The sequence below is a fragment of the Mesorhizobium sp. 01N446 genome (assembly GCF_056399285.1).
Genome location: NZ_JBFTRA010000002.1, coordinates 740,132 through 761,714, shown reverse-complemented (window position 1 = coordinate 761,714; position 21,583 = coordinate 740,132). Strand labels below are relative to the sequence as shown.

The 21,583-nt window shown below is 63.0% G+C and carries 29 protein-coding genes, 1 tRNA gene and 1 pseudogene; 12 read left to right on the top strand and 19 right to left on the bottom strand.

Annotated features, from left to right (window positions below; translation table 11 throughout):
* Positions 1 to 108: 108 nt before the first annotated feature.
* Both AC1DPX_RS12005 and AC1DPX_RS12000 read right to left on the bottom strand, forming a co-directional pair.
* Positions 109 to 474, bottom strand: a complete 366-nt coding sequence (locus AC1DPX_RS12005) for a hypothetical protein (RefSeq protein ID WP_477236794.1) — start codon at positions 472 to 474, stop codon at positions 109 to 111.
* Positions 475 to 558: 84 nt separating this feature from the next.
* Complete coding sequence (locus AC1DPX_RS12000; protein WP_477237497.1) at positions 559 to 2,709, bottom strand: caspase family protein; 2,151 nt, start codon at positions 2,707 to 2,709, stop codon at positions 559 to 561.
* A 229-nt stretch (positions 2,710 to 2,938) separates the two neighbouring features.
* Here AC1DPX_RS12000 and AC1DPX_RS11995 point away from each other — a divergent pair, with 229 nt between their 5' ends.
* Positions 2,939 to 3,169 carry a hypothetical protein gene (locus tag AC1DPX_RS11995; RefSeq protein WP_202358846.1) on the top strand — a complete coding sequence of 77 codons (231 nt, stop codon included), beginning with the start codon at positions 2,939 to 2,941 and terminating at the stop codon, positions 3,167 to 3,169.
* 216 nt (positions 3,170 to 3,385) lie between these two features.
* Here AC1DPX_RS11995 and AC1DPX_RS11990 read toward each other — a convergent pair.
* From AC1DPX_RS11990 to AC1DPX_RS11980, 3 genes and pseudogenes are all read right to left on the bottom strand, one after another.
* Positions 3,386 to 3,745 (bottom strand): annotated as a pseudogene (locus tag AC1DPX_RS11990) (DUF1236 domain-containing protein); the annotation flags it as partial.
* Positions 3,746 to 3,914: 169 nt separating this feature from the next.
* Positions 3,915 to 4,919 (bottom strand): aldo/keto reductase, encoded by a 1,005-nt coding sequence (locus AC1DPX_RS11985; RefSeq protein ID WP_477236792.1) that lies wholly within the window; start codon positions 4,917 to 4,919, stop codon positions 3,915 to 3,917.
* 194 nt (positions 4,920 to 5,113) lie between these two features.
* Positions 5,114 to 5,461: a hypothetical protein gene (locus AC1DPX_RS11980; RefSeq protein WP_477236790.1), complete on the bottom strand. Its 348-nt coding sequence runs from the start codon at positions 5,459 to 5,461 to the stop codon at positions 5,114 to 5,116.
* A 229-nt stretch (positions 5,462 to 5,690) separates the two neighbouring features.
* Here AC1DPX_RS11980 and AC1DPX_RS11975 point away from each other — a divergent pair, with 229 nt between their 5' ends.
* Together AC1DPX_RS11975 and AC1DPX_RS11970 are read left to right on the top strand one after the other, a co-directional pair.
* Positions 5,691 to 5,930, top strand: a complete 240-nt coding sequence (locus tag AC1DPX_RS11975) for a hypothetical protein (RefSeq protein WP_202358850.1) — start codon at positions 5,691 to 5,693, stop codon at positions 5,928 to 5,930.
* Between the two features lie 76 nt (positions 5,931 to 6,006).
* Positions 6,007 to 7,176, top strand: coding sequence for a sensor histidine kinase (locus AC1DPX_RS11970; RefSeq protein ID WP_477236788.1), 1,170 nt, complete (start codon positions 6,007 to 6,009; stop codon positions 7,174 to 7,176).
* A 236-nt stretch (positions 7,177 to 7,412) separates the two neighbouring features.
* Here AC1DPX_RS11970 and AC1DPX_RS11965 read toward each other — a convergent pair whose 3' ends face one another.
* The 3 genes from AC1DPX_RS11965 to AC1DPX_RS11955 all read right to left on the bottom strand — a co-directional run bounded on the left by AC1DPX_RS11965 (position 7,413) and on the right by AC1DPX_RS11955 (position 8,708).
* On the bottom strand, positions 7,413 to 7,619 hold the full coding sequence (locus tag AC1DPX_RS11965) for a hypothetical protein (protein WP_202358852.1): 207 nt from the start codon (positions 7,617 to 7,619) through the stop codon (positions 7,413 to 7,415).
* A gap of 681 nt (positions 7,620 to 8,300) precedes the next feature.
* Positions 8,301 to 8,374: transfer RNA gene (locus AC1DPX_RS11960), tRNA-Gln, on the bottom strand.
* Between the two features lie 37 nt (positions 8,375 to 8,411).
* A complete protein-coding gene (locus AC1DPX_RS11955) occupies positions 8,412 to 8,708 on the bottom strand; it encodes a hypothetical protein (RefSeq protein WP_477236786.1) in 297 nt (98 codons plus the stop codon).
* Between the two features lie 461 nt (positions 8,709 to 9,169).
* On the opposite strand from AC1DPX_RS11955, the gene AC1DPX_RS11950 reads away from it, so the two are divergent.
* Positions 9,170 to 9,706 carry an MgtC/SapB family protein gene (locus AC1DPX_RS11950; RefSeq protein WP_477236784.1) on the top strand — a complete coding sequence of 179 codons (537 nt, stop codon included), beginning with the start codon at positions 9,170 to 9,172 and terminating at the stop codon, positions 9,704 to 9,706.
* Here AC1DPX_RS11950 and AC1DPX_RS11945 read toward each other — a convergent pair.
* Entirely contained in the window at positions 9,703 to 10,605 is a 903-nt protein-coding gene (locus AC1DPX_RS11945; RefSeq protein WP_477236782.1) for an alpha/beta fold hydrolase, read from the bottom strand. The genes AC1DPX_RS11950 and AC1DPX_RS11945 overlap by 4 nt on opposite strands.
* 145 nt (positions 10,606 to 10,750) lie before the next feature.
* Between AC1DPX_RS11945 and AC1DPX_RS11940 the strand changes: the two genes are divergently transcribed.
* Both AC1DPX_RS11940 and AC1DPX_RS11935 read left to right on the top strand, forming a co-directional pair.
* Positions 10,751 to 11,047, top strand: coding sequence for a hypothetical protein (locus tag AC1DPX_RS11940; RefSeq protein ID WP_477236780.1), 297 nt, complete (start codon positions 10,751 to 10,753; stop codon positions 11,045 to 11,047).
* 90 nt (positions 11,048 to 11,137) lie between these two features.
* Positions 11,138 to 11,275 carry a hypothetical protein gene (locus AC1DPX_RS11935; protein ID WP_477236778.1) on the top strand — a complete coding sequence of 46 codons (138 nt, stop codon included), beginning with the start codon at positions 11,138 to 11,140 and terminating at the stop codon, positions 11,273 to 11,275.
* Positions 11,276 to 11,324: 49 nt separating this feature from the next.
* On the opposite strand, the gene AC1DPX_RS11930 is transcribed toward AC1DPX_RS11935, so the two are convergent.
* From AC1DPX_RS11930 to AC1DPX_RS11910, 5 genes are all read right to left on the bottom strand, one after another.
* Positions 11,325 to 11,570, bottom strand: a complete 246-nt coding sequence (locus AC1DPX_RS11930; protein ID WP_477236776.1) for a DUF982 domain-containing protein — start codon at positions 11,568 to 11,570, stop codon at positions 11,325 to 11,327.
* Between the two features lie 21 nt (positions 11,571 to 11,591).
* Positions 11,592 to 11,828 (bottom strand): DUF982 domain-containing protein, encoded by a 237-nt coding sequence (locus AC1DPX_RS11925; RefSeq protein WP_477236774.1) that lies wholly within the window; start codon positions 11,826 to 11,828, stop codon positions 11,592 to 11,594.
* Positions 11,829 to 11,947: 119 nt separating this feature from the next.
* The gene (locus tag AC1DPX_RS11920) at positions 11,948 to 12,403 is read right to left on the bottom strand and encodes a GFA family protein (RefSeq protein WP_477236772.1); all 456 of its coding nucleotides are present in this window, start codon (positions 12,401 to 12,403) and stop codon (positions 11,948 to 11,950) included.
* A 205-nt stretch (positions 12,404 to 12,608) separates the two neighbouring features.
* On the bottom strand, positions 12,609 to 12,788 hold the full coding sequence (locus AC1DPX_RS11915; protein ID WP_027052489.1) for a DUF3606 domain-containing protein: 180 nt from the start codon (positions 12,786 to 12,788) through the stop codon (positions 12,609 to 12,611).
* Between the two features lie 585 nt (positions 12,789 to 13,373).
* Positions 13,374 to 13,742: a VOC family protein gene (locus AC1DPX_RS11910; protein WP_477236770.1), complete on the bottom strand. Its 369-nt coding sequence runs from the start codon at positions 13,740 to 13,742 to the stop codon at positions 13,374 to 13,376.
* A gap of 221 nt (positions 13,743 to 13,963) precedes the next feature.
* Here AC1DPX_RS11910 and AC1DPX_RS11905 point away from each other — a divergent pair, with 221 nt between their 5' ends.
* Positions 13,964 to 14,389 (top strand): DoxX family protein, encoded by a 426-nt coding sequence (locus AC1DPX_RS11905; protein WP_477236768.1) that lies wholly within the window; start codon positions 13,964 to 13,966, stop codon positions 14,387 to 14,389.
* A 5-nt stretch (positions 14,390 to 14,394) separates the two neighbouring features.
* On the opposite strand, the gene AC1DPX_RS11900 is transcribed toward AC1DPX_RS11905, so the two are convergent.
* The 3 genes from AC1DPX_RS11900 to AC1DPX_RS11890 form a co-directional block, all read right to left on the bottom strand.
* The gene (locus AC1DPX_RS11900) at positions 14,395 to 14,700 is read right to left on the bottom strand and encodes a hypothetical protein (RefSeq protein WP_202358860.1); all 306 of its coding nucleotides are present in this window, start codon (positions 14,698 to 14,700) and stop codon (positions 14,395 to 14,397) included.
* 121 nt (positions 14,701 to 14,821) lie between these two features.
* Positions 14,822 to 15,091, bottom strand: a complete 270-nt coding sequence (locus AC1DPX_RS11895) for a hypothetical protein (protein WP_202358861.1) — start codon at positions 15,089 to 15,091, stop codon at positions 14,822 to 14,824.
* A 381-nt stretch (positions 15,092 to 15,472) separates the two neighbouring features.
* Positions 15,473 to 15,889 (bottom strand): hypothetical protein, encoded by a 417-nt coding sequence (locus tag AC1DPX_RS11890; protein WP_477236766.1) that lies wholly within the window; start codon positions 15,887 to 15,889, stop codon positions 15,473 to 15,475.
* 93 nt (positions 15,890 to 15,982) lie between these two features.
* Here AC1DPX_RS11890 and AC1DPX_RS11885 point away from each other — a divergent pair, with 93 nt between their 5' ends.
* Both AC1DPX_RS11885 and AC1DPX_RS11880 read left to right on the top strand, forming a co-directional pair.
* The gene (locus AC1DPX_RS11885) at positions 15,983 to 16,378 is read left to right on the top strand and encodes a hypothetical protein (protein WP_477236764.1); all 396 of its coding nucleotides are present in this window, start codon (positions 15,983 to 15,985) and stop codon (positions 16,376 to 16,378) included.
* Entirely contained in the window at positions 16,371 to 16,703 is a 333-nt protein-coding gene (locus AC1DPX_RS11880; protein ID WP_477236763.1) for a hypothetical protein, read from the top strand. Before AC1DPX_RS11885 ends, AC1DPX_RS11880 begins: the two co-directional genes overlap by 8 nt.
* Before the next feature lie 69 nt (positions 16,704 to 16,772).
* Here the strand turns inward: AC1DPX_RS11880 and AC1DPX_RS11875 are convergent, their stop codons facing one another.
* Complete coding sequence (locus tag AC1DPX_RS11875) at positions 16,773 to 16,979, bottom strand: hypothetical protein (protein ID WP_202358907.1); 207 nt, start codon at positions 16,977 to 16,979, stop codon at positions 16,773 to 16,775.
* A gap of 846 nt (positions 16,980 to 17,825) precedes the next feature.
* Between AC1DPX_RS11875 and AC1DPX_RS11870 the strand changes: the two genes are divergently transcribed.
* Positions 17,826 to 18,296, top strand: a complete 471-nt coding sequence (locus AC1DPX_RS11870) for a GNAT family N-acetyltransferase (RefSeq protein ID WP_477236761.1) — start codon at positions 17,826 to 17,828, stop codon at positions 18,294 to 18,296.
* A 93-nt stretch (positions 18,297 to 18,389) separates the two neighbouring features.
* Here the strand turns inward: AC1DPX_RS11870 and AC1DPX_RS11865 are convergent, their stop codons facing one another.
* On the bottom strand, positions 18,390 to 19,097 hold the full coding sequence (locus AC1DPX_RS11865) for a hypothetical protein (protein WP_477236759.1): 708 nt from the start codon (positions 19,095 to 19,097) through the stop codon (positions 18,390 to 18,392).
* 198 nt (positions 19,098 to 19,295) lie between these two features.
* Here AC1DPX_RS11865 and AC1DPX_RS11860 point away from each other — a divergent pair, with 198 nt between their 5' ends.
* Together AC1DPX_RS11860 and msrA are read left to right on the top strand one after the other, a co-directional pair.
* Positions 19,296 to 20,843, top strand: coding sequence for a glycosyltransferase family 39 protein (locus AC1DPX_RS11860; protein WP_477236757.1), 1,548 nt, complete (start codon positions 19,296 to 19,298; stop codon positions 20,841 to 20,843).
* Positions 20,844 to 21,018: 175 nt separating this feature from the next.
* Positions 21,019 to 21,537, top strand: coding sequence for a peptide-methionine (S)-S-oxide reductase MsrA (gene msrA, locus AC1DPX_RS11855; RefSeq protein WP_477236755.1), 519 nt, complete (start codon positions 21,019 to 21,021; stop codon positions 21,535 to 21,537).
* The last annotated feature ends 46 nt before the right edge of the window (positions 21,538 to 21,583 follow it).

The following is a 21,583-nucleotide window of genomic DNA, read 5'->3' as shown; positions in this document are numbered from 1 at the left end:
CACATGAGGGATGCGGGAATTTACCAATGGCGATTTGTACCTGTCAAACGTTCAGGCCGACGCCAGCGCGCCGCGTGATGAACGCCCCGCAACGGCGGCAAAATCCGGTTACATGCCTTCGCCAAACTCACTTGGCGGTTCGCAGTCGGCAAGGCTGGCACATTCGCCCGCCTTGCCCTTGACTACAGGGCAGTTGGCGTATTTTCTTGTACGGCGTGACGTTGAAAGTCCTGATGCGATGCCGCGGCTGTTTTGGGCTGAGGCTGGAGCGACGCAAATGGCAAGATTGCTGCTGGCAAGGATGGCTTCGGCCGCCGCCTTGGTTTCGACCTCAGTCATATTGAGCGGATGCTGGACGATCGCGGGAAGGCCCATTTTCTGCGATTTCGGCCTTTCGCTGAAGGACGGACGATGCGCCAAGGTCACCAAGGTGAGTGCGCCGCGAGGCGACAAATCGAAGGCGAAGCGCGGCAATTCTCAATATTGATCCACCGCCTCGTCCGACGCCAGTTGCCGGCGCCGCCTGAGCGGCGGTCTTTGGCCGCTGATGGTCACGCGTTACGGGCCATTCTGCTTGATGTATAGATCAACTTCTCCGTCTATTTCCTGTCGTGTCTCGGGGGGTATTTTCGCGGCTATCTCCGCCTTTGTCTGTTCTCCCTGATCGGCCCGAAGCCTCGCGGCGAGCGAGGCGTCGAAGTAAGCGCGTCGCAGGTCAGGCTTGCCTCCCGTGAATGCACCGTCGCGATACCCCCACGCGAGGCGGACATAGGCGTACTCATTTCCCCGGTTTGCGGAAAGCTCAAGCAGGGTCAGGGCGCGGCGAGGATCGGCAGCCAGCTTGCGGTCGCCCTTCAGATAGAGCTGCGCGACAAAATAGGGCGCATACCTGTTGCCCATGTCGGTTGCGCGCTGCAACAGTTCGAGTCCTCGTGGCACGTCCTTTTTCACGCCTTCGCCCGCCAGATACGCCTGTCCCAGATTCGCCATCGCATCGATCTGGCCGGTATCGGCTGCCGCTGAATACAAGGAGGCCGCCTGGACGTAGTCCTGCTTGACGCCAGTGCCGAGGCGGTACGCGTCGCCGAGCGCGGTGATCGCATTCGCCCAGCCACTTGATGCAGCCAGGCGATACCAAAGAACGCCTTCCTCCGGCAGCTTTGGCACGCCCTGACCGGCAATATAGGCGGAGCCGATGTCGGTCCTGGCTCGGAGATTGCCAAGGGCGGCGGCCCGAACGTAAAAATCGAACGCACGGCCGTAGTCGATCTCGCGCCCCATGCCGACACGTGCCATGTAACCCATGTTGATGAGCGCGGCGCTGTACTGCTGCTTGCCGGCCAGTTCGTAGAAATGCTCCGCCCAGCTATAGCGCCTGGCGATTTCCAGAACACGGCCGAACTGGAACTGCAGGCGCGGGTTGTCGGCGTCGGCCGCTAGCGCAAAAGCGCAAGCGCGCAACGCGTCCCGAACGTTGACGAGCCCGTTGGTGACGCCAGGCACGGCGCGCTGTGGATCGTTGGGATCGGCAGCGTAGAGATCGCAATCGGTGACCATCGTGCGCATGCCACGCTGCGTGTCGGGCAGGTTGCTCGGCCAAATACGAAAGGTCTCGCTGACGGCGCGCTCGCCGGCCTGCTGGAACACGAACTCCTCGCTCCGCGCCTTGTCACCCACCTCGACCGGCGCCGCGGCCGCGATCGAGGTAGAGACCAGATTGCCGTTGACATAGAGCCCACGCTTGGTCAACGCAGCCACCTTGAAGCGGCTCTTCTCCGTCGCCTCGGCCGCGTAGCGGCTGTTCGGAAAGACCCTTACAAAGCGCTCGAAGTCCTCCGGATTCTGGCTGTCGCTGATGAAGGACCACAACACCTCATCGATGGTCAGACCGCCATTGGCTTCGGCGGCGTGCTCGTCTTGCGCAACCTGCTTGCCGGCGTCACCCTGCCGGAAGACGAATTTCGTTTCGATCGAGCCGGTGATCCAGGGAATTTGCGAGCCGCCGGTCGCCTGGCGAACGTCGCCTCGCACCGTGCGGAACGTATCGTAGACATCGAGATTGGGCATGACCAGGGCGTTGGCGAGTGCCGACGAATAGGGGCTGTTGATGCCCGTCCCGTCATAGGCGACCTCACCGGCACCGGTGGCAAAGGCGACCAGCACCTGGCCGCTGCCGGCCTCGGTGTAGGCCAGGCCCTGCTGCAGCCCCTTCTCCTTGGCCGCCGGATTGTTGCGGCAGGCATCGAGGATGAAGATTTTCACGCCGACCGGATCGTTCTTCACGATGTCGATCAGATCATTGAGTTTCATGGCGTCGGCCGCGACCTCCTTGGCTGACGAGATCCGCGTATCGACAGGAAGCAGGAGGTTCTGGCCGTTATACTGCAAGGCATGGCCGGCGTAATAGAAGACCGCCATGTCGGCGCCGACGAGATGCGCGCGTATCGCGTCGTTCAGGTCTTTCTCCGCCGATTTCTTGACATCGTAAAAGAGCAGGACGTCGAATTTGAGCTCGGTCAAGGTATTGGCGATGAGCTTGGCGTCGTTGCGGGGATTGGTCAGCGGGGCAAACGGATATTCGCTGTTGCCGACGACAATGGCCGCGCGCCGCTCTGCGTGAGCCTGGGCGAGCCAAAGCACGCTGAACATGGCCACGAACGCGAGCAGGAAGCCTTGCCTCGAATAACTGGAAAGGCTCTTTTGCAACATGCTCTCACCGCCACTTTCCAGAGGGAAGCATCCAGCCATCATAACCCAAACAACGGGAAAATTCCACGCCCGCAGGCGCCGCGCATCCTCGGCGTCGCACGTGTCGGCCGTGGGTGCTCTAGGAAGGCGCCGGCCGTAGCGGCGATGGGGTAACTCAAGTGCGCCGGAACACAATGTTCAGCCAATGCGTTTCATGTTCCGCAAGGGACGATTTTGTTGGAGGCTGAACATGCGCAGCTTCGAAATGGTCGATCTGCTTTACGTGGTCGAGGCCTGCAAGCGCGATCGAGTGGTCGGGAATTTCATCTCGATGGCTGAGGGCGTGGAAGAGTTGCGGGTGCTGACCGGCGATTTCGTGTCACCGGACGATGTGGTGGCAAACGCCCTTTCCACGGTAGCGCTGGCACGAGGCTGCCCGGTCTTGTTCGACGAACAGGCAGGCGCTGAGATCCAGCTTTGACGCCCTGACTGCCAAATCCCAGGCCTTACCACATGCCGGCCTCCGCAAAGACGGCGAAAGACGCAGGGTTCCCGTCAGCCGGGATTTCGATGGTTGTGCGCTGCTTCCACGACGCGGAAAGCCATCCCGCGTTCGCCCACGATTGATCAAACGGCAGATCTCAGGGAAACGCCCGCCACCTGGATGTGGCGGGCGTTTCAGAGCATCGTCCCAAAGTCAGGTCAGGATAAGGACGATCTTGAACGTATCCGGATCGACGATGATGATCCGACCGTCGGCCAATACGAAATACTCGTAGCTTTCGTAGGCTGGCACGATCTTGACGATACGCGCGGGCAAACGATGCAACCGGATCTTGTGCCTGGGAACCTCGATGCCGACCGAAATGTCGAAATCGACATTCGACACCGGCTCGACCTTGGTCTCCTTGATGACCTGGGTGATCTGGGTTTTCTGCTCCACCGTCACATTGCTGATGGAAGCAGTCGCCCCCTGGTCCGTCTGTGTTGAGGTCTTGCCCTGAGCCTGCTCATCGGTCTGGGTCTTGGGTTTCCCTTGAGCCTGCTGGTCGACCGAACATGGACGGCTGGCAATCGTCAGCGGTCAGGGTAAGCGTCTTGTCGGAGTGCTCGATGGCGGCAGGTTCGGGCCCCGCCGATCCGTCGCTGCATATGGTCGTCGCGTGGCATCTTCTCGACCGCGAGCGAAGGGCGGTCCTTGTTTGCACGCGTTACCGGTCGCGGTCCTACCGATCGACCATCGCCATGCCGCGCTCACCATAGCGCGGGCCGGCGATTTTTCCTGGCGCCAGCGCCTCATCCAGCGCGGCCATTTCGGCGGCGTCGAGCTGCAGCGAGGCGGCGGCGATGTTCTCCTCGAGATATTTCCTGCGCTTGGTGCCGGGGATCGGCACGATATCGATGCCGAAGCCAATGCCCTTGCCGAGCAGCCAGGCCAGCGCGATCTGGCCTGGCTTGACGCCCCGGACCGCCGCGATGTCGCGCACCGTGCTCGCTGCCTCGACATTGGCGTCGTAGTTTTCGCCCCGGTAGCGCGGGTCGTTGCGGCGGTAGTCGCCTTCCGGATAATCCTCGGCGCGCTTGACGTTGCCGGTGAGGAAGCCGCGGCCGAGCGGCGAGAAGGGCACCAGGCCGATGCCGAGTTCCCTGAGCAGCGGGATGATCTGCGGCTCCAGATTGCGCTCCCACAACGAGTATTCACTCTGCAGCGCCGAGACGGGAAAGACGGCATGCGCCCGGCGGATGTTCGCGATACCGGCCTCCGACAGGCCGAAAAAGCGCACCTTGCCCTCGGCCACAAGTCTGCCGACCGCGCCGGCGACATCCTCCATCGGAACGTTAGGGTCGACACGATGCTGGTAGAGCAGGTCGATATGATCGGTGGCAAGCCGGCCGAGCGAGGCTTCCACGACTTCACGGATATGCTCGGGGCGGCTGTCGACGCCGCTGAGCTGCTTGCCGTTTTCGATGCGGAAGCCGAATTTGGTTGCGATCGTCACCTGGTCGCGTTTGCCCTTCAGCGCCCGGCCAAGCAATGCTTCGTTGGTGTGCGGGCCATAGACCTCGGCGGTATCCAGGAAGGTGCAGCCCAGTTCGATGGCGCGATGCAGCGTGGCGATGGACTCGGCTTCGTCGGCCGGGCCGTAGGACTGGCTCATGCCCATGCAGCCGAGGCCGATTGCCGAGACTTTCAGTCCCTGGCTACCGAGTTTTCGTGTGGCGAGGGTCATGGCCGCGGTTCTCCGGTTTGGATGCTGCCGCACAATATAGAACGCGCGCTCCATTCCCCAAGGTATTCGACGCCGGCTCAATCGACTTGTGATCAAGACGTGAGGCGCCAAACCGGGCCAGGCCTGGGAAGCCTTACGGCGTTCATTCACATCGTGAAGCGGCGGCTCAGAGGTGGGCGCCCATCAGGTCGACATTATTGGATCGGCACCGACTGCGAAAAACCGTGTGAGCCGATTGCGGCTTCGTCGCCATCGACGTCGTTTCCAAACAAAGCCAACCCATTGCCCAAGGCGTCGAATTCGATTGCCGCGCCCAGCAGTTGGGCAGCCTGCAGCACCAAATACTCAATGTCCTCGAGAGCGACATTCTCGGCCAGATTCCTGACCCTTATCTGTTCGGCCGTCACCGAGATGTTGACAATGCCCGCCGTCTTGAATGCCTTCTCGACCGCTGAATTGACGTCGTCGTGCAGGCGCGTGGAGTATTCGTACCGCATTGAAACCTCCCATAGGGGAACGGTCTTCTGTTCGGGCTGAAGCATGCGCCCGGAGCGACGGACTGGCAAGCGAAATATTAAAAATATCCAAATAAAATCAGCTAGTTAGGATAGTTACAGGAATGTGCGTCAAGCGTTCGATGAGCATCATGAGTTGGATGTGGGGAGGGCTCACTGGCCGGTCTTGACGCGTAATGGGGGTTACCATAATTATAAGCTGAATGAGCTAGATACTAACTCACCGTGTTTTTAGTCCTGAGCGAGGAGTGCGGACATGGCTGAACTGGAACGCCCTGAACGCCTGCAGATCATGCTCACCACGGATGAATTGGCGGCGCTGGAAAACTGGCGCTTCGAAAAGCGCATGCCAAGCCGCTCGGCGGCGGTCCGCGAGCTGCTGCGGCGCGGCCTGGCCTCGGACGGATTCCTGATGGCCGAGCAGGGCGTCAAGTCGCAGGAGTTCGGCGTGCTGCCCGACGGCGACGGCAAGACCAGCGATCGGCCTTCGGAGTGAAGCTGGCTTCGTTCGCGGCGCGCCCATGCGAATTGCGGGCAGGGGAGATTGCCTTGCTCCGCTTGCGCGCTACCTCATGACAATGAGTGAAATCGTGGCGGCGACGGCGGACATCGCAACGGACAACCAAAAACAGGACGCGACCGCCGATGCACGCCTCGCGGCCATCGTCGATTCCTCTTTCGATGCCATCATCAGCAAGGATCTGACCAGCATCATCACCAGCTGGAACCTGGCAGCCGAACGCATGTTCGGCTACAGCGCCGAGGAAGCCGTCGGCCAGTCGATCCTCATGCTCATTCCCGATCACCTCAAGGGCGAGGAGACCGAGATCATCAGCAGGGTTCGCGGCGGCCACCGCGTGGCGAGTTACGAGACGACGCGAAGGCGCAAGGACGGCGCGCTCATCTCCGTCTCGCTGACGGTTTCACCGATCAAGAACGCCAATGGCGAGATCGTCGGCGCCTCCAAGATCGCCCGCGACATTTCCGCCGCAAAGGAGAGCGAGCGCCGCATCAGGCTTTTGATGCGGGAGGTCAACCATCGCGTCAAGAACCAGTTCGCGGTCATCCTGTCGATGGTCAGGGAGACGAGCAAGCGCTCGAGCGACCCGCAGGAGTTCGAGGAACTGATCCGCGCCCGCATCATGGCGCTGTCGCGTTCGCATGATCTGCTCGTCACCTCGGAGTGGGCCGGCGCCAGCCTGTTCGACCTGATCCAGGAACATCTGAAGCCTTTCGGCCGCGAGGAGCAGATCCTGCTTTCCGGCCCGGTCCTGACGCTGCAGTCAAATGCGGTGCAGAATCTCGGCATGGCTTTCCACGAACTCGGCACGAATTCCTCCAAATACGGTGCGCTGGGCAGCGACGACGGCCAGGTCGAGATCACCTGGACAATCGGCTCAAGTGCCCAGGGCTCCGGCACCCAAGACTTGGGCGCCAAGGACTTGGGCGCCAAGGACTCGGCCACCAGGAGTGCCGGTGCATCGGGCGGACGCGAATTCCAGCTGTTCTGGACCGAGACATCCACGCCCCGCCCCGGCGACAATCGCGAGGAGAGCGCGCGCAAGGGGTTCGGCACCGTCGTGCTGCAGCGGGTGGCGCCGCAGTCGCTGGGTGGTTCGGCCCAACTGGAGCGCTCGCCCGGCCGTCTCAGCTGGCGCCTCAGTGCGCCGCTGGCATCGATCATCGTGCCGCAAGCCGGCATTGATGCCGACGACGGCGCAGCGCTGGGCTTCGGCATCTGAACGCCCCGGGAAGATTGGTGTCATCCGCAACCGTATCGGGAGGCACGTCTCCTGGCGGCAGGCGACGCAGGGCGGACTGATGTTTCAGGCTCCGGCGTCGCGCCAGTGTCGTCAACAATTCGATAGCTTGCTGTGTGTTGGACACGTTGTAGGTGGCGCCGGCCACACCGACCGAAACCACCACCGGCCTGGAACCCATGCGGCCATCCCGCTGAAGCAAATCGTCGGAATTCGCGTCAGAGGATATTGGTTGTGACCTCGACGATGATCGCGGCGCCATCCAATGTGCCGTCGGGGACATGCACGACGCGCGATACTCTCAGGTCCTGCTGACTTCCGTCGACCGACAGCGAAACGCTTTCTCCAATGCGCGGAACAGCCTGGAAAATGGCGTCGGTGGCGTCCGGCCGGTTGTCGATGGATATGCGGCAGTTTACGGTCACGGATCTCTCCTGTCTCTGGCAGACCCCGGACGTCAACGCCGTGGCGATAAAATGGTTTCAGGAGAACCGGCCCGGGGCTGTCGACAATTGCTTCCACGGGCAATCGGCAACCGATGTACCGGTTTGATGGAACATTAGTTCTTTCTAATAGTTTCTGTAGTCGGCAGGGTGGGGGCATCCCCTGCTGAAGATCGGTTCTCCGATCGGCCCGCGCGCCTCTGGCCGAGAGCGCGGGCTTCTTCGAGCCGACAGAACGGGGCGGCGGCCCGGCACACCTGGTTGGGATGATAATGTGCCGGGCCTAACCGGCGTGGGGCGGCTGCCGGCTGGCTATATATGCGGCATGGCTAATATATAGAAAGCATTCGAATGAAGGAGGTGTATATCGCGATTGGATAAAGTAGCGGAACGTCCAATGGACGATACCGGAACCAAAGCGGTTACGTCAGACCTTTGCGCGAGGTGGTTGGGACCTTGGTCCCCATGGGAAAAGCCCGCCACAGGAGCGACCTGCAGCGGGCTTTTGGAGTGGCTACATCCCAAAGGAATCGACCGCTTGTGGTTATACTGTGAACCGCGTGTCGGCTTTAGCCTATGGTGTGATCACGGAAGGCACGCGCGGGGCAGGCGTCACAGAGACGTCCGGCGGACGTTCGATAAAGCCAACGATCTGATTGTGGCTGGTTCCCGCTCATGGGCTCGAACCACGATTCACGCCTTCAAAGGGCGCTGTCCTACCATTAGACGAAGCGGGAGAAGCTCGGATGCTTATGCCGTCAGTAAGGCGAAGCGTCAATTCGGGAAGTTATTGACAGGCTCCTCGCAGCGATAGACCGGGCAGTGCCCGTCGCGCGCCGGGATGTAGGCCGACATCGGCACTTCCGGCCAGTCGCATTCATTGCCGAACTGCCTGACATAGCGGTCATAGGTGTCCGGTCCCGTGGTCAACACCACGGCACGGCGGCTCTGGATCATGGCCCGTATCTCGGTGCAGCTCATGCCGCGGCTGTCGGGTCGGGCTTCAGCGGCAGCAGTTGCCGCGAGCACGGCGCCCAAGGTGATCAACAGGACAGGAAGGCGAGCGGACATGGCGGCTTCTCTTTGGTTCGGGTGCAGCATGCATAGTCCCATAAAACCCATGATGTGTCCGCCGGTTCCGCGACGGGCCGCGCATTGCGGGTGCCAAGGCGCTGCGCGGGGCCGCCGGCGCAACCAAATCAGGCGTCGCGCATTGCTGGGCATGGACAGCAGGCAGCCCAACGAAACGCCGCAATGGTGGCCCGGAAACGAGGGCCGCGAAGCCATGTGCTGTTCCTTCTGCGGCGGCCGCGACCACCGCTATGAGGAGTGCCCGCAAAGGGCCGATCCGCCTGCGGCCCCATCCAAGGACGATACGGAGAAACCTCGCTGACCGGGCCCGTTTGGCGGGAGCGGGATAGCCCGGCCACCGTTTGACCGCTTCGCAGGTCATAAGCAACGACGTCGACCGCCAGGCCAGGGAACCGCCGTCCGTCGGCCACGTTGTCGCCGGCAGGCCTTCGGAGAAAATCATGGAACAACTCGTCGAGGAATTTGGCCATCCGACCTATACCTCGTTTCCGGTCATCGCGGCGCGGCTGCTGCTGGCGGCGCTTTACGGCGCGGTGATCGGCTTCGAGCGCGAATGGCGCAATCGTCCCGCCGGGCTGCGAACGCATATACTGGTGTGCGTGGCCGCCGCCACCTTCGGTATCCTGACCATCGAGATTGTCCATGCGCCGATGTTCGCGCAGGGTGCCGTCAAGGTCGATCCGATCCGCGTGGTCGAGGCGGTGACCGCCGGCGTCGCCTTCCTCGCCGCCGGGTCGATCCTGTTTTCGCGCGGGGAAGTGCACGGGCTGACGACAGGCGCCGGCATGTGGCTCGCCGGCGCGATCGGCGTCGCTTGCGGCCTTGGCCTCTGGCAAGTGGCCGGCCTTGCCACGCTGATCGTGCTGATCGTCGCTGGGCTTGTCTATCGGCTCGGACCACGCATGCAGGGCGTAAAGGGCGAACGCCATTCGGCATCTCCACCCTCGAGCGGCCGCGCGGGCAAGGTCGACCGCTAGACCCGGTCCGGTTGGCCGAAGAAATCCTCCAATGCCCGCGAGGTTTGTGCTGGCGCCTCCTCGGGGAAGAAATGGCCACCGGGCACGGAATGGCCGCGGACATCATCGGCCCAGCCTCGCCAAAGAGCCAGCGGCCCGCCTTCGCCCGCATACCAATCGGCAAGCGCGCCTTGCCCGCTCCACAGCGCCAGAACCGGGCAGCGGATGCGCCGGCCGGCGGCCCAGTCGGCATGGTCGTGCTCGCGGTCGAGCGTCGCCGCCGCGCGGTATTCCTCGCAGATGGCGTGGATGTGGGCGGGATCGCGCAAAGCATCGACATAGGCCTGGCGTACGTCGGGCGGAAACGCCGAGGGCGACGACCCCCAGCCTTGGAGCGCATTGTCGACGACCGCCTCGGCGGATCCCCGCAGCATCAACTCCGGCAAGGGCTCGGGCTGGGCCAGCAGCGACCAGGGCCAGTAGCCCTGAGCCAGTCTGGCGTCGGCCCGATCCCACGCGTCGGCCGTCGCGACGATGTCCAGCACCGCAAGCTTTTCAACGCGGTCGGGATGATCGAGCGCCATGCGGTACGCAACCCTGCCACCGCGATCATGGCCGGCGACCATGAAACTGCCGAAGCCGAGTTTGGACATCAGGGCCGTCATGTCGGCGGCCATGGTCCGTTTGGCATAAGGGGCGTGAGCGCTGTCCGACGGCGGGCACGAGCTGGCGCCGTAGCCGCGCAGGTCGGCGCATATGACGGTAAACCGCCTCGCCAATTCAAGCGCCACGTCGCGCCACATCAGATGGGTCTGCGGGAAACCATGCAGGAGCAGCAGCGCCGGGCCGTTGCCCGCGCGGCGGATGAACAGGACGGCCTCGCCGGTATCGATCTCCATCGTCTGAAAGTCGCGGAACATGCTGGCGCCTCCTTTCCGGCAACGGCCGGAGGGCGGATTTGGTTGCCGGGGCGCCCATCTTTGTTGGCCAACCTTTCGGGCAGTCGGGCGTTGTCCCTGCGAGGAGGGCCGCCGCGGGCGGCCGTCAAAGCAAAAGGAGGCTCAGATGAAACCTCTGGCCATCGCGTCGCTGATGCTGGCCCTGGCGGTGCCGGCGGCGGCACAGACGGATCAGCAGGGTACCAACAACCCCACCCCGCAGGCCGACAAATGCCGGATCCAGCCGGATCAAGGCAAGCAGCAGCCGGAAAGCGGCAATCTGACCGAAAAGCTCAATGATTGCGGCGGGGTGCTGAAGCCGCCGGCCACCGGTGACCAGGGCATGGCCACGCCGGCGCCCGACGAGGGCAAGACACCAGTGATCAAGCCGGGCCAAGTGCCGCCTCAGCTGCCAGCTCAGTAGAAGACGGGCTGGCGGCATTATTCCGCAAGACGGAACCTCGTATCGCGGGAAACGTTTCTTTCAAGAATTCAATTTTGAAAGGACGGGGCCTTGAGAGATATTGTCAGCACGGCCACATTTATTGCCTCTATCGCCATCGTGATCGCCTTGGTGCTGATGGCGCCGAAGAATTTTGGGTTCGAGACCTCTCATCCGATCGTGAATGGCGATCTGCCGGCGCAAAAATAGGGGCAAAAGCAGGCGAAGGGGCATCTCCTGCTTTTTTGTTGTGTGAAACCTAGCGAACCAGCACGCCGGCATGGTCGCACAGCGCCGTAAAGGCTTCCTGCGCCTGTGCCGTGGCGTCCTTGTCTTCCAGCGCCGCCTCGATCTTTTCGCGCGCGGCCTGGTAGAAGGGACCACGGCTGGCATGCGGCCAGTCGATCAGGATTTCACTGGCGTCCTGGAGGGTCGCCACCTCACGGATCGTGTCCGAGGCATGTGGCTTGATCCGCACCGGTGTCGAAAGCATCACATCGGTCATTTTTCCCGCCTCTGGTTTCCGCTATTGGAGGATGCGGGCTTCGCGTGCGGCGTCGATCATCGCCCGCATCGCCTTTTCCGGCGGCGTCCAGCCGTCCAGCGCGTCGCGGCAGCAGCGCAGCGCCGCGTGGTATCGCCGGCCCCGGCCGGCCGGCCAGTCGCCCAGGCATTCCAGGCCCTCCCAGGCACTGCGCACCACGCGCTCGCGCTCGGGGGCGAATTTCAGACGGATCGGTCGGGGAAACATCTTGTCGTTCAACTAAATTCTCCGTGGCAGGTCGCCCGACAGTGACCGTGGTTTTTGGAACGTCGGCACTCATGAGGGGCGCCGGATAACGCCGCCGGCAAGGGAGGGTTCCAGGCCCGAAAGATCAATTTTCAATCGTGCATGACGGCGTCCGACAGAGGTCGTGGCGCCGGCGGAGCGGCGCCTTCCGGCGTAGGCACGTCGACGGGCCGGTCGTGGTCGAACTGTTCGGCGCCGGGCAAGGCATGCAGCCAGGTCTCGCGGCGGCTGATCCACAATTCGTATTGCGGCTCCAGGTCGGTCGGCGCGACGTCGAGGCTGCCGAGCATCACCTCGACTTCATCGTCGCCGACCCAGGCGACGCGGCCGCCGCAGGTCGGGCAGAAGCTGCGCGTGCCATAGGAGGCGACTTCGCCGGATGTTTCGAAGGCATCGCGTGGCCATATGGCGAAGGCCGAATAGGCCGAGCCGCCGGCCTTGCGGCAGTCCTTGCAGTGGCAAAGGCCGACGCGTATCGGCTGGCCCGTGGCGACGAAATGCACGCCGCCGCACAGGCAACTGCCGGTTCTGCGTGTGGTGTCGGACATGATCGCGGCCCTCCCTCGGTCTGGCTTTCGTCAGTCTGGCACGTTGCGGGCCGGGCGGCACAGATGCACGTTGGCCATTTTGTTGGCCGGGACAAGACATGCCGTTCATCGCACCGCCCGCCGGGATTGGGCTACCAACCCGGGCGATGCGGCCCGCAGCATCCTTCAACGCAAGGCCGGCAAAATGGTTGCGGCTCGCCGCCGGCTATCCGCGTGCGGCCATGTGGTTGTCGAGCTTCTTGCGCGACGGGCCATAGCGCTTGATGATGGTCTGGGCTTCGCTCTGCGGGATGCCGTATTTGCGCGCGAAGGCGGCGACCTCGTAGGTCTCCTCGCTTGAAACCAGCTTGCGGTCCTGTTTGATCTTCGATTTGTCGTCGGGCATGTCGGGCCTCGTTTCCTGTCAGGCGCATGATCACGCGGACATCCGTATATAGGATGCCGTGGTCAGACATAACAGCGATCGGGGCTGCCGGTTCCATGGCGGACAGAAGCCCGACGCGGATCGCAGCCCGTCAGGCCGATGCGGAGGCGGGACCCGCGGCATGGGGTTCGGACTCGGCGCACTCGGCGCAAGGCGCGCTGGCCCCGGGACAGCCGCGCTGGTGCGTGCCGGCGGGACAGCAAAGGCCGTTGGAGCTTGTCCAGCGCGGGCATTGGAAAACCTGCCCGGTGCCGCCACAGCCGTTACACTCAAGGACCGGTGACCGGACCAGATAGGACTTCGTCCTGAACCTGACGCTCGCGCCCACGACTCAACCCACCCCCAATAGATCACCGGACATGCCGGTGTATTAGCCCCAGCTTACGATACCACGTTGCGGGTTACGGACAAGTTTCGGGGTCGTTAATTGTTGGTGAATGCCGGCTTGGCGGCCTGGCTCTTCGCCCTCAAGCCGGCTTCAGACGCCTGGCGAAGGCCGGGGCCGGCAATCCTGCTGCCATGATCCCGAACGGATTTCGGGAGGGATCATGCCTTTGGTTCAAAAAGCTCGACCAGATTGCCGGACGGATCTTCACAAAGGATCTGGCGGCCGCCGGGGCCCTCGACGATGTCGTTGCGGAACGGCACGCCCGCCTCGCGCATCCGGGCGGCGAGCGCCGGCAGGTCCTGCACCTCGATCGCGATGCGGTTCCAGCCGCCAGGCTCCGGCGTGCGGCCATCCGGCATCGGTCTCGCCGCCGACGCCATCGGGCCGGCGAGCCAGAACGTCAGGTCGTCGCGCCTCAGGATGGCCATCGCCGGGCCGAACTGCTGCCGCAGGGCGAAACCAAGATGCCTGGTGTAAAATTCCGTCGCCAACGCGACATCGCTGACGAGATACCGGACCGTCGCCATAGGCTGGCTCTCCTCTGATCAAGCACCCATTGTGAGGGTAGCTTTCGGGGCAGGTCGCGGCAAGCCTGAAGGCCGGCGACGGCGTCCTGCCGGTGAGCGCCGGACCGCTGCCGGCGTCCCTCGCGGCAGCACTTGCAGGACAAAAATTTCAGGCCGGTGTCGGAACCGCGCGGCATCGCCCGTCCTTGGGTCGATATCCATCGCAACCCTGGAGAGACAGCATGCCGGACATCATTCAATCGCCGTGGCAGACCGCGGCCCTTCTCATTGCCCGCCTGATCTTCGCCGCCGTCTTCCTGATGGCGGTGACGTTCAAGTTCATGGGCATGGGCGCCACCGCCGGCTTCATCGCCGCCGCCGGCTTTCCCTTCCCGCTCTTCCTCGCCTGGTGCGCGGCGATCCTGGAGGTGGCGCTGGTGCTGTGTTTCCTGAGCGGCGCCTTCTTCACCCAGGCGGCTCTCGTCGCGGCCGGCTATGTGCTGTTCCTGGGCTTTGCCTTCCACGGCCCCAGCCACTGGGCCGGCAACCAGGCCGAGTTCGGCTTCTTCGTCGACCATTTTTCCTTCATGGCCGGACTGCTGTTCGCCGCCGTGCACGGGCCGGGCAGGGTGCTGGCGCTGAATTTGGGCTGGCCGGGCAGGGCGTGAGAACCTCACATCTGATCGTTGTAAGGCTCCTTCATCTGGCCGACCATGCGGGCCAGTTTCGAGAAGGACGGCATGTCGGCCTCCGGCTGGCACTGGTTGGCGAGTTCGAGCAGCCGGATCGGAAAATTGACGGCGTCGCGGCTCGACGCCGACATGCCATTGGACCGCTCCTCGCCGGTCTCGCCGGCCTCGGCCTTCCGCAGAGCGATATCGATCTCCTCCGATGTCAGCACCCCCTTGCGAACGAGCACATGGTTGATCGACGCGACAGCCATCAGCAGGCCTTCGAGTTGCAGATTGGCGACGTTCATGGTGATTGCTCCCTCCATTGACCAAAGGGGAAACGCGCCAGCGGCGTTTCCGATCCGAAGCCGGACGCGGAGCCGGTTCCGGCCGGGGATGCCGGGCAAGGCGCCGGCTCGTGCCCGCGGCCTATTCCTGGGTCAGCCGCTCGCCATATTCGCGCCACACCGCCTTGACCTCCAGGCTGCCGAGGCGCGGGATCGACGGATCGCCGCAGGTGACGGTGACGGCGTCGATGTCATAGTTGGGGTAGGCGTTGGCGACGAAGCGGATCGCGTCGCCGAGCGAGTTCACGCGGATAATCGGATCAGCCTGGCCCTGACCGGTGCTGCGCACACCGGACACCGTGGCTGGAGCATGCCGCATCCTGAATACGGATGCCATGGCTGGCCTGTCCATCGTCCTCTCCTACAAGGCCGTACGACGCGAATCATTCCATGAGCTTCAACTGATGGTCCCACAGCTGCCGGCTGATGAAAAGCCGGCTAGCCAATGCGGGCTTTCGGGCCGCCGGATGGTGCTGCCGCGGTTGTCGGCAGTTGTGCTATGATTTTGCCCATGGTGCCGATTTGCGCCGATGACCCGCCGCGAGGCGGTTTTGTTTTTCAGCGCGCTCCCTGAGCGATGCCGATAGGAATTTTTTCTTAGAAATCCTTGACCGGGTGAGGGCAGCCATGCTACATATTTGTCCATGGTGCTGATTTGCGCCAACGACCCGCCGCCGAGGCGGGTTTTGTGTTTTTGCGTGGTGCTTCCGTATTTTGGAGACGTTTCCGGTCGTCAGTCGAAGGTCGAAATCGGTATTCGCTTGACGACCTTAAAGGTCGGTTCCTTGGCCGACAGAACGTTAAGGCAAGTCCAACCGGTCACGAAGCGATAATGTGTCGCCGGGTGCTGCGTGAACTTCCACGTCTCTGACTGCGTCGTCTCAAAGGTGGATCCTTCGACCCTATAGGCGAAGTGGTTGGAAACCAGCCCTTCCTTGGGCGTGCTCTCACTTTCCGTGCTCAACGGCATTTCATCGAGAATGCGGACGATCACCGAATGATTCTTGAACAGCACACGCAAGACGTGGTGTTCGTCGCCGGGGATTATGAAGTCAGCGACGACCGCGTCATCCGTCCAGCGCAGTTCGCGCAGGTCGCTTTGAACGCAATCTATTTCCGGTGTCACGCTGATGGGATGGTATCGAGTCAATCGGTCCGCTTTCTATCCGGCTTGGCACTTGGCCATGGCAACGCTGCCCCCTTGTGATTGAACCATATTGTCCGAGCCTTCAAGAGACTAACCATGACACGCTATGCCACGATCATCACCGACGATGTCGGCCGCGAAATCGTCAGCGCCGTTGGCGAATTCGAGGGCGCGGCACCCGAGCCGCGTTTGGGCCGGGTCGAGTTGGTCGCGCCCGGCGTGCTGATCGGCATGGTGCGGGACGCCGCCGGCGGCTTTGGTTTTCCGCAAGCCGGCATCGGCGGGCAGGCCATCGGTCTCGTCTTGGCGCGGCTCAAGGCGCAGGCGGCAAAACGCAATGGTGCCGCAAAACCCGCCGCGGCGGCAAAGCCGAAGCGCGCCAAGCGGGCGAAGAAGAGAACCCGCTCGAAGAAACCGGCCGGATTGATGCTGAAGGCAGGCAGGGCGGCCAGCGAAGCCGCTGCACAGACGATGGGCCAGATCGATGGCTGACGGCACTTCTGACCAGCCGGCGCGCCGCAAGGCAGGGCCGGCAAGGCGTAAGCCTGCCCGCGAGGCGGTTGCGCGAAAACCCCGTCCGAAGCGGACTAAGAAGACACTGGGCGATGATTTCCTGGCTGCCGTGCGTGCGGACTTCCGCGCATATGGCGCCGGCGTCATTGCCGAGGTGCGGGCCGACAAGCCGGACCAGTATCTGAAGATCGTGCTGTCGGTGCTGCCGAGGGATTTCGATGTCGCCATCAACCATCTGGATGCCTTTTCGGATATTCTGTTCGAGCTGATCGTGCGGAAATTCAGGCCGGCGACGGAAGACTGAAAGGCCGGACAGGCCGGCCTCTGTATTGCTGATGGCCGTGGCGGCCTTAGGCCCCGATCTAGATGCCTCTCAATGGAATCTGGTTTTGAAGACGCGAAAGACTTCGCACCAGAGGTGGAAATCGGCCGGTCGCCCGGCGAAGTGTGCTTCCATGGCACAGTAGGCCGCCGCGGTTTGCGCTTCCGGCCCATAAAGCTCGATTGCGGCAATTACAGCATCGTTAGGATCGGCAAAATCTGAAAGCCTCAGCGCCGCGCCATTGTCTGTCCGGAGCATCGAACAACACCTTCTGTTCAGCGCCCTCATGCCGCATATGTGGCGCAAATCACGTCACCTGCGGCCCAGCGGCTTGGTTGCTAGAGGGGACTGGCAGCGGAAGGCCACTGGGCCTGACCGGCAGGGCCATGAGGATGGCGGCGCCGACTGGCGACATATATGCACCCCTGCTCATACCAGCGAAACATGCGAACGAAGGAAGGGCAACGCGCGCTGGTTCCTGCCGGCGGGCTTTTCGTATTGGGCACTTTCGTCCTCAGTCTCCTTTGTCGCGTCTCCAGGAACACTAGAATTTGGCCCGCCGCGCCTTTGCTGGGGCGGAATGGAGCGCCAATCGAATGATGCGCCGGCCTCCCGTATCATTGCAAAATGGATGGCCGGCATCGTTGGGGAAACCGAACTGATTTCGCTCTCCAGGCAGCCGCTCGTGGATCGCACGTCGCCGGCATTCGGAACTGAAACGGGCTTCGCAGCTTCTATCTGAGCGAAGCTTAGTGAGGCAGGCCTAATGTTCAGTGACAAGGAAACCCGATTTTTGGAAGCTGGGCTGTTCATGGCGGTGCCGCTCTCAATCCTGATCGCGGTATTGCTGGTCAGCCTCACGTTTGGCTGGTTTGGATGACGGATTGCACGCGGCTTGCGGAAGCCCGGACCAGCTTCCGAGGAATAGCCCCAGGCCTTGCCCTGCGCCCGAGAATTCGCGCCTGACGGCTCGATCGAGTTAATGCCCGCCTCGGCTCACGCCGGGGCGGGCTTTTTGCGTTTGTGGCTTCGGACCGGCCACTGTTATATCGCGGTGCTAGGTTGCCGAACTTGCGGCGGCGTTGATCCAGCCCGGGGTGACGGATGCAGATTGAACGATATGACGGGGACCGCGAAATATTGTTGCCGCTGTTTGCCCTTGCCGACGATTCTCCCATGCAGGTTTCCAGCTATATAGATGAGGGCGAGGTGCTGGTCGCTCGGGAGGGCAACAGGATCATCGGCCACGTGCAGCTCATGGAGACAGGCGAGGGCGGTGTCTTCGAGCTCAAGAGCCTGGCGGTCCGTCCGGCAAGGCAGAGCGAAGGGTTGGGGCGCGCCCTTGTGGCGGCGGCAATCACCCGCTGCCGCGAGCGCCACGGCCGGCGCCTGATCGTGTCGACAGCGGCGGCCGATATCGGCAATTTGCGATTTTACCAGAGACAGGGCTTTCGGATGTGGCGCATCGTGCAGGATGCGTTCGGGCCATCGACCGGCTACCCCGAGGGTTTGATTGTGAACGGCATTCCGTTGCGCGATCAGGTGGTCTTCGAACGCGACCTCGGCACGGATTGAGGGGATCGTCCGCCCGCTCCAGCTTCGGGACCCTAGCAGACCATCCAATAGCCCGCTCCGGTTCGCCGGGGCGGGCTATTTTGCGTTTCTGACCTAGGCCAGGATGTTGACGGCGCGGGCCGCGACCAGTGCGATCGTCAGCAGCGAGATCATCGCCTCAGCCATCATCAAAAGCTTGGCGCGTTGTGAAAGCGGCAAGGTGTCGGTCGGCGAAAACGCCGTCGCATTGGTGAAAGCGAGGAAGAAATAGTCGACGAAGCCTGGCAGCCAGTCGCGGATCTCGCGGTCGTTCAAGGTCATTTGCGGGAACAGGAAATCGGATTGGGCGCGTTTGACGAGGCCGCAGGTCGGCGGTCCGCCGCGGTCGGTGCTCCAGAACCACAAGGCAAAGACGATGACATTGGTGACCCAGATGTTGAGCGCGTCGATCAGCAGCGTCTGGCCGCTGGACCCGGCATGGCCCGCCAGCAAGGCGCGCACCAGGAACACCAGCGAACCGCAATTCATGATGCTGACGACGCCGGTCATCACCAGCGCCGTCCTGCGGATCATGACGCGAAACCGGCCGACCAGATACCAGTGCTCCTGCTCGACCGCCTTCTGGGTGGCGACCTGTGTCCAGGCGGTGGCGACCGACAGAGGCACGAGCAGGGCGGCCTCCAGCGCCGGCGCCAGCCAGCGGGGCCCAAACGAGAGATCGTTGATCACCAGGAGCTGCAAACAGATAATGACGAGGACGGCCGCACGCGCCAGCCAGAAGTCGAGCGCGCGGTGGTGGATGACGGCATGCTGGTGACGCATCGAATATCCGGGATGTTCAGATAGGATCAGATGGGCAGGCTGTTCTGCCGGGGAGGGGCAACGGAGCGCCGAAACTCCCGCTCAATCTTGGTCTTGCAATGGCCTGCAAGTATACTTTTTCGTAAGCTTTGAGGTTGGGGCTGTTCGGCAAACCGGACGATGTGGTTTAAGCGCCGCATGGTGGGAATAGACGACTCCATGGATGGTTGGGCGCCGGCGGGGCCGACTGCCGCCGGCCTCGACTCGTCATCGGTCTGGCCCGGCCTGCTTCGCCATCCCTGGTATTTGCTGGCGCTTCTGTGCCTGGTGCAGATCGTGTGCTGGACGGTGGTGCCGGCATTGATCGACCCCGCGCCGCCCGGCGATGTGGTGGAAGGGTTCATGTGGGGCCGCGAATGGGTGCTTTTGACCTACAAGCACCCGCAGCTTCCCGGCTGGCTGCTCGAAACCAGCCATCTTCTGACGGGATCATTCCACTGGCCGCAATATTTGCTCGCCCAGCTGACGATTTCGTCGACCTTCGTCCTGGTCTATCTGCTGGCCCGCGACATGCTCGGACAAAGCCGGGCGCTGGCTGCCGTGCTTTTGATGCCCTCGGTCTATTTCTTCGGCTGGCCGACCCCGCAATTCAATCATGACTACGCGCAGATGCCGTTCTGGGCGGCCATCTGCTGGCTGCTTTGGCGCGCCGGCCGTGGTGGCGGGCCTGGCTGGTGGCTGGCGCTCGGGCTGGTGTCGGGCGTCGGGCTCTATGCCAAGTTCTCCACCGGCCTGCTGCTCGCCTTCGGCGCGCTCTGGCTGCTGTACGACGCGCGCGCGCGCAGCCGGCTGGCGACGCCTTGGCCGTGGCTCGGCTTTGCCGTTTTTCTAGCGGTGGCTGCGCCGCTGGCCATCGCACTCTACCGCATCGATTTCCTGCCGCTGACCTATTTCGCCGACCGCGACGCGTGGGTAACCGAACACCGGGCGCGCCTCTACTATATCGGCGTCCAGCTGGCCGGCCTCTCCGGCTTTCTCCTGGTGCTGGCGATATCGGGGCTGCTGCGGCGTTCGCCCGCTCCCGAAGCTCCCGTCGAACGCGGCATTCTGGTCTATCTCGTGTGGATGGGGCTTGGGCCGGCGACCCTGATCATGGTGGCCTCGTTGTTCACCGGCACCGGCGAGTCCTGGGGGGCGCCGATGTACAATCTTGTCGGCGTCACGGTGCTCGCCTTCCTCGGCCACCGGCTCGGCGCCATCGAGATGCGAAGGCTGGTGATCTGCGCGTTCCTCTGCATCGTCACCATGTCGGGCGCCTATGCGACCCTCCGCTGGACGGGCTGCAATTTGCGGGGACGCCTGGACGCTGTCTGCTGGCCGGCGCAGCCGATCTCGGACGAGGCCGAAGCGGTCTGGCACGCGGCGGCGCCCGGCCGGCTCGACATTGTCGGCGGCGATACTCAGGTGGCCATGCTGGCGGGCCTCAATGCCTATGACAAGCCGTCGATCTTCACCGACCTCGATATGCGGTTCGCGCCCTGGATCACAAGGCAGCGTTTGCGTGACCACGGCATGCTGATGGTTTGGCCGGGGCAGGGCGTGCCGCCGCAACTGCGGACATGGCTGGGCAAGCTCCCGGTCAAGACCGTTCTCTTCAATTGGTCGCGTACGGCGCCGCCTGTGCAGATCAGCTTTTCCGCCATTCCACCCGGCACGCTGTATATGCCGCCTGCCGTCGACAGCCGGACCCGGCATCGGCGCAACTGAGAAACCGCTCGATCCCCGACCGCGTCGTGATATCGTTCTCTCACGGCGCGTTGTTTCCCCGCGACTGGACGAAGCGGACGAGAATGCCCATCTATCGGGAAATCCAATTTTGTCTGCGCAATTCCTGGCGGGAAACCGCCGCATGAGTTGGAATTGCCTTTTGAGGAGACGTGACATGGCGACTTCGACCGAACGCGCAGTGCTTGCCGGTGGCTGTTTCTGGGGCATGCAGGATCTGATACGGCGCTATCCCGGCGTCAGCTCCACGCGTGTGGGCTATAGTGGCGGCGACGTTGCCAACGCCACCTATCGCAACCACGGCACCCATGCCGAAGCCATCGGGATCAATTTCGATCCGGCGGTGATCAGCTATCGCACGCTGCTGGAGCGCTTTTTCCAGATCCATGATCCGACGACGCGCAACCGCCAGGGCAACGATGTCGGGATGAGCTACCGCTCGGCGATCTACTATACAAGCGACGAGCAAAAGCGCGTCGCCGAAGACACCATCGCCGATGTCGATGCTTCCGGCCTGTGGCCGGGGAAGGTCGTCACGGAAGTCGCGCCGGCCGGCGCCTTCTGGGAAGCCGAGCCCGAGCACCAGGATTATCTGGAGAAATATCCAAACGGCTACACCTGCCATTTCGTCAGGCCGGGCTGGAAGCTGCCGGTGCGCGAGAAGGCTGTCTCATAAGGTTGGCAAAAGCAGCGCGCCGATTGTCTAGAGCAATTCCAGGAAA

Bases quoted from the DNA above. Each gene is read 5' to 3' on its own strand.
- AC1DPX_RS12000 (WP_477237497.1), bottom strand. From the start codon at position 2,709: ATGTTGCAAAAGAGCCTTTCCAGTTATTCGAGGCAAGGCTTCCTGCTC.
- AC1DPX_RS11995 (WP_202358846.1), top strand. From the start codon at position 2,939: ATGCGCAGCTTCGAAATGGTCGATCTGCTTTACGTGGTCGAGGCCTGC.
- AC1DPX_RS11985 (WP_477236792.1), bottom strand. From the start codon at position 4,919: ATGACCCTCGCCACACGAAAACTCGGTAGCCAGGGACTGAAAGTCTCG.
- AC1DPX_RS11980 (WP_477236790.1), bottom strand. From the start codon at position 5,461: ATGCTTCAGCCCGAACAGAAGACCGTTCCCCTATGGGAGGTTTCAATG.
- AC1DPX_RS11975 (WP_202358850.1), top strand. From the start codon at position 5,691: ATGGCTGAACTGGAACGCCCTGAACGCCTGCAGATCATGCTCACCACG.
- AC1DPX_RS11970 (WP_477236788.1), top strand. From the start codon at position 6,007: ATGACAATGAGTGAAATCGTGGCGGCGACGGCGGACATCGCAACGGAC.
- AC1DPX_RS11955 (WP_477236786.1), bottom strand. From the start codon at position 8,708: ATGTCCGCTCGCCTTCCTGTCCTGTTGATCACCTTGGGCGCCGTGCTC.
- AC1DPX_RS11950 (WP_477236784.1), top strand. From the start codon at position 9,170: ATGGAACAACTCGTCGAGGAATTTGGCCATCCGACCTATACCTCGTTT.
- AC1DPX_RS11945 (WP_477236782.1), bottom strand. From the start codon at position 10,605: ATGTTCCGCGACTTTCAGACGATGGAGATCGATACCGGCGAGGCCGTC.
- AC1DPX_RS11940 (WP_477236780.1), top strand. From the start codon at position 10,751: ATGAAACCTCTGGCCATCGCGTCGCTGATGCTGGCCCTGGCGGTGCCG.
- AC1DPX_RS11930 (WP_477236776.1), bottom strand. From the start codon at position 11,570: ATGACCGATGTGATGCTTTCGACACCGGTGCGGATCAAGCCACATGCC.
- AC1DPX_RS11920 (WP_477236772.1), bottom strand. From the start codon at position 12,403: ATGTCCGACACCACACGCAGAACCGGCAGTTGCCTGTGCGGCGGCGTG.
- AC1DPX_RS11915 (WP_027052489.1), bottom strand. From the start codon at position 12,788: ATGCCCGACGACAAATCGAAGATCAAACAGGACCGCAAGCTGGTTTCA.
- AC1DPX_RS11910 (WP_477236770.1), bottom strand. From the start codon at position 13,742: ATGGCGACGGTCCGGTATCTCGTCAGCGATGTCGCGTTGGCGACGGAA.
- AC1DPX_RS11905 (WP_477236768.1), top strand. From the start codon at position 13,964: ATGCCGGACATCATTCAATCGCCGTGGCAGACCGCGGCCCTTCTCATT.
- AC1DPX_RS11900 (WP_202358860.1), bottom strand. From the start codon at position 14,700: ATGAACGTCGCCAATCTGCAACTCGAAGGCCTGCTGATGGCTGTCGCG.
- AC1DPX_RS11895 (WP_202358861.1), bottom strand. From the start codon at position 15,091: ATGGACAGGCCAGCCATGGCATCCGTATTCAGGATGCGGCATGCTCCA.
- AC1DPX_RS11885 (WP_477236764.1), top strand. From the start codon at position 15,983: ATGACACGCTATGCCACGATCATCACCGACGATGTCGGCCGCGAAATC.
- AC1DPX_RS11880 (WP_477236763.1), top strand. From the start codon at position 16,371: ATGGCTGACGGCACTTCTGACCAGCCGGCGCGCCGCAAGGCAGGGCCG.
- AC1DPX_RS11875 (WP_202358907.1), bottom strand. From the start codon at position 16,979: ATGCTCCGGACAGACAATGGCGCGGCGCTGAGGCTTTCAGATTTTGCC.
- AC1DPX_RS11870 (WP_477236761.1), top strand. From the start codon at position 17,826: ATGCAGATTGAACGATATGACGGGGACCGCGAAATATTGTTGCCGCTG.
- AC1DPX_RS11865 (WP_477236759.1), bottom strand. From the start codon at position 19,097: ATGCGTCACCAGCATGCCGTCATCCACCACCGCGCGCTCGACTTCTGG.
- AC1DPX_RS11860 (WP_477236757.1), top strand. From the start codon at position 19,296: ATGGATGGTTGGGCGCCGGCGGGGCCGACTGCCGCCGGCCTCGACTCG.
- msrA (WP_477236755.1), top strand. From the start codon at position 21,019: ATGGCGACTTCGACCGAACGCGCAGTGCTTGCCGGTGGCTGTTTCTGG.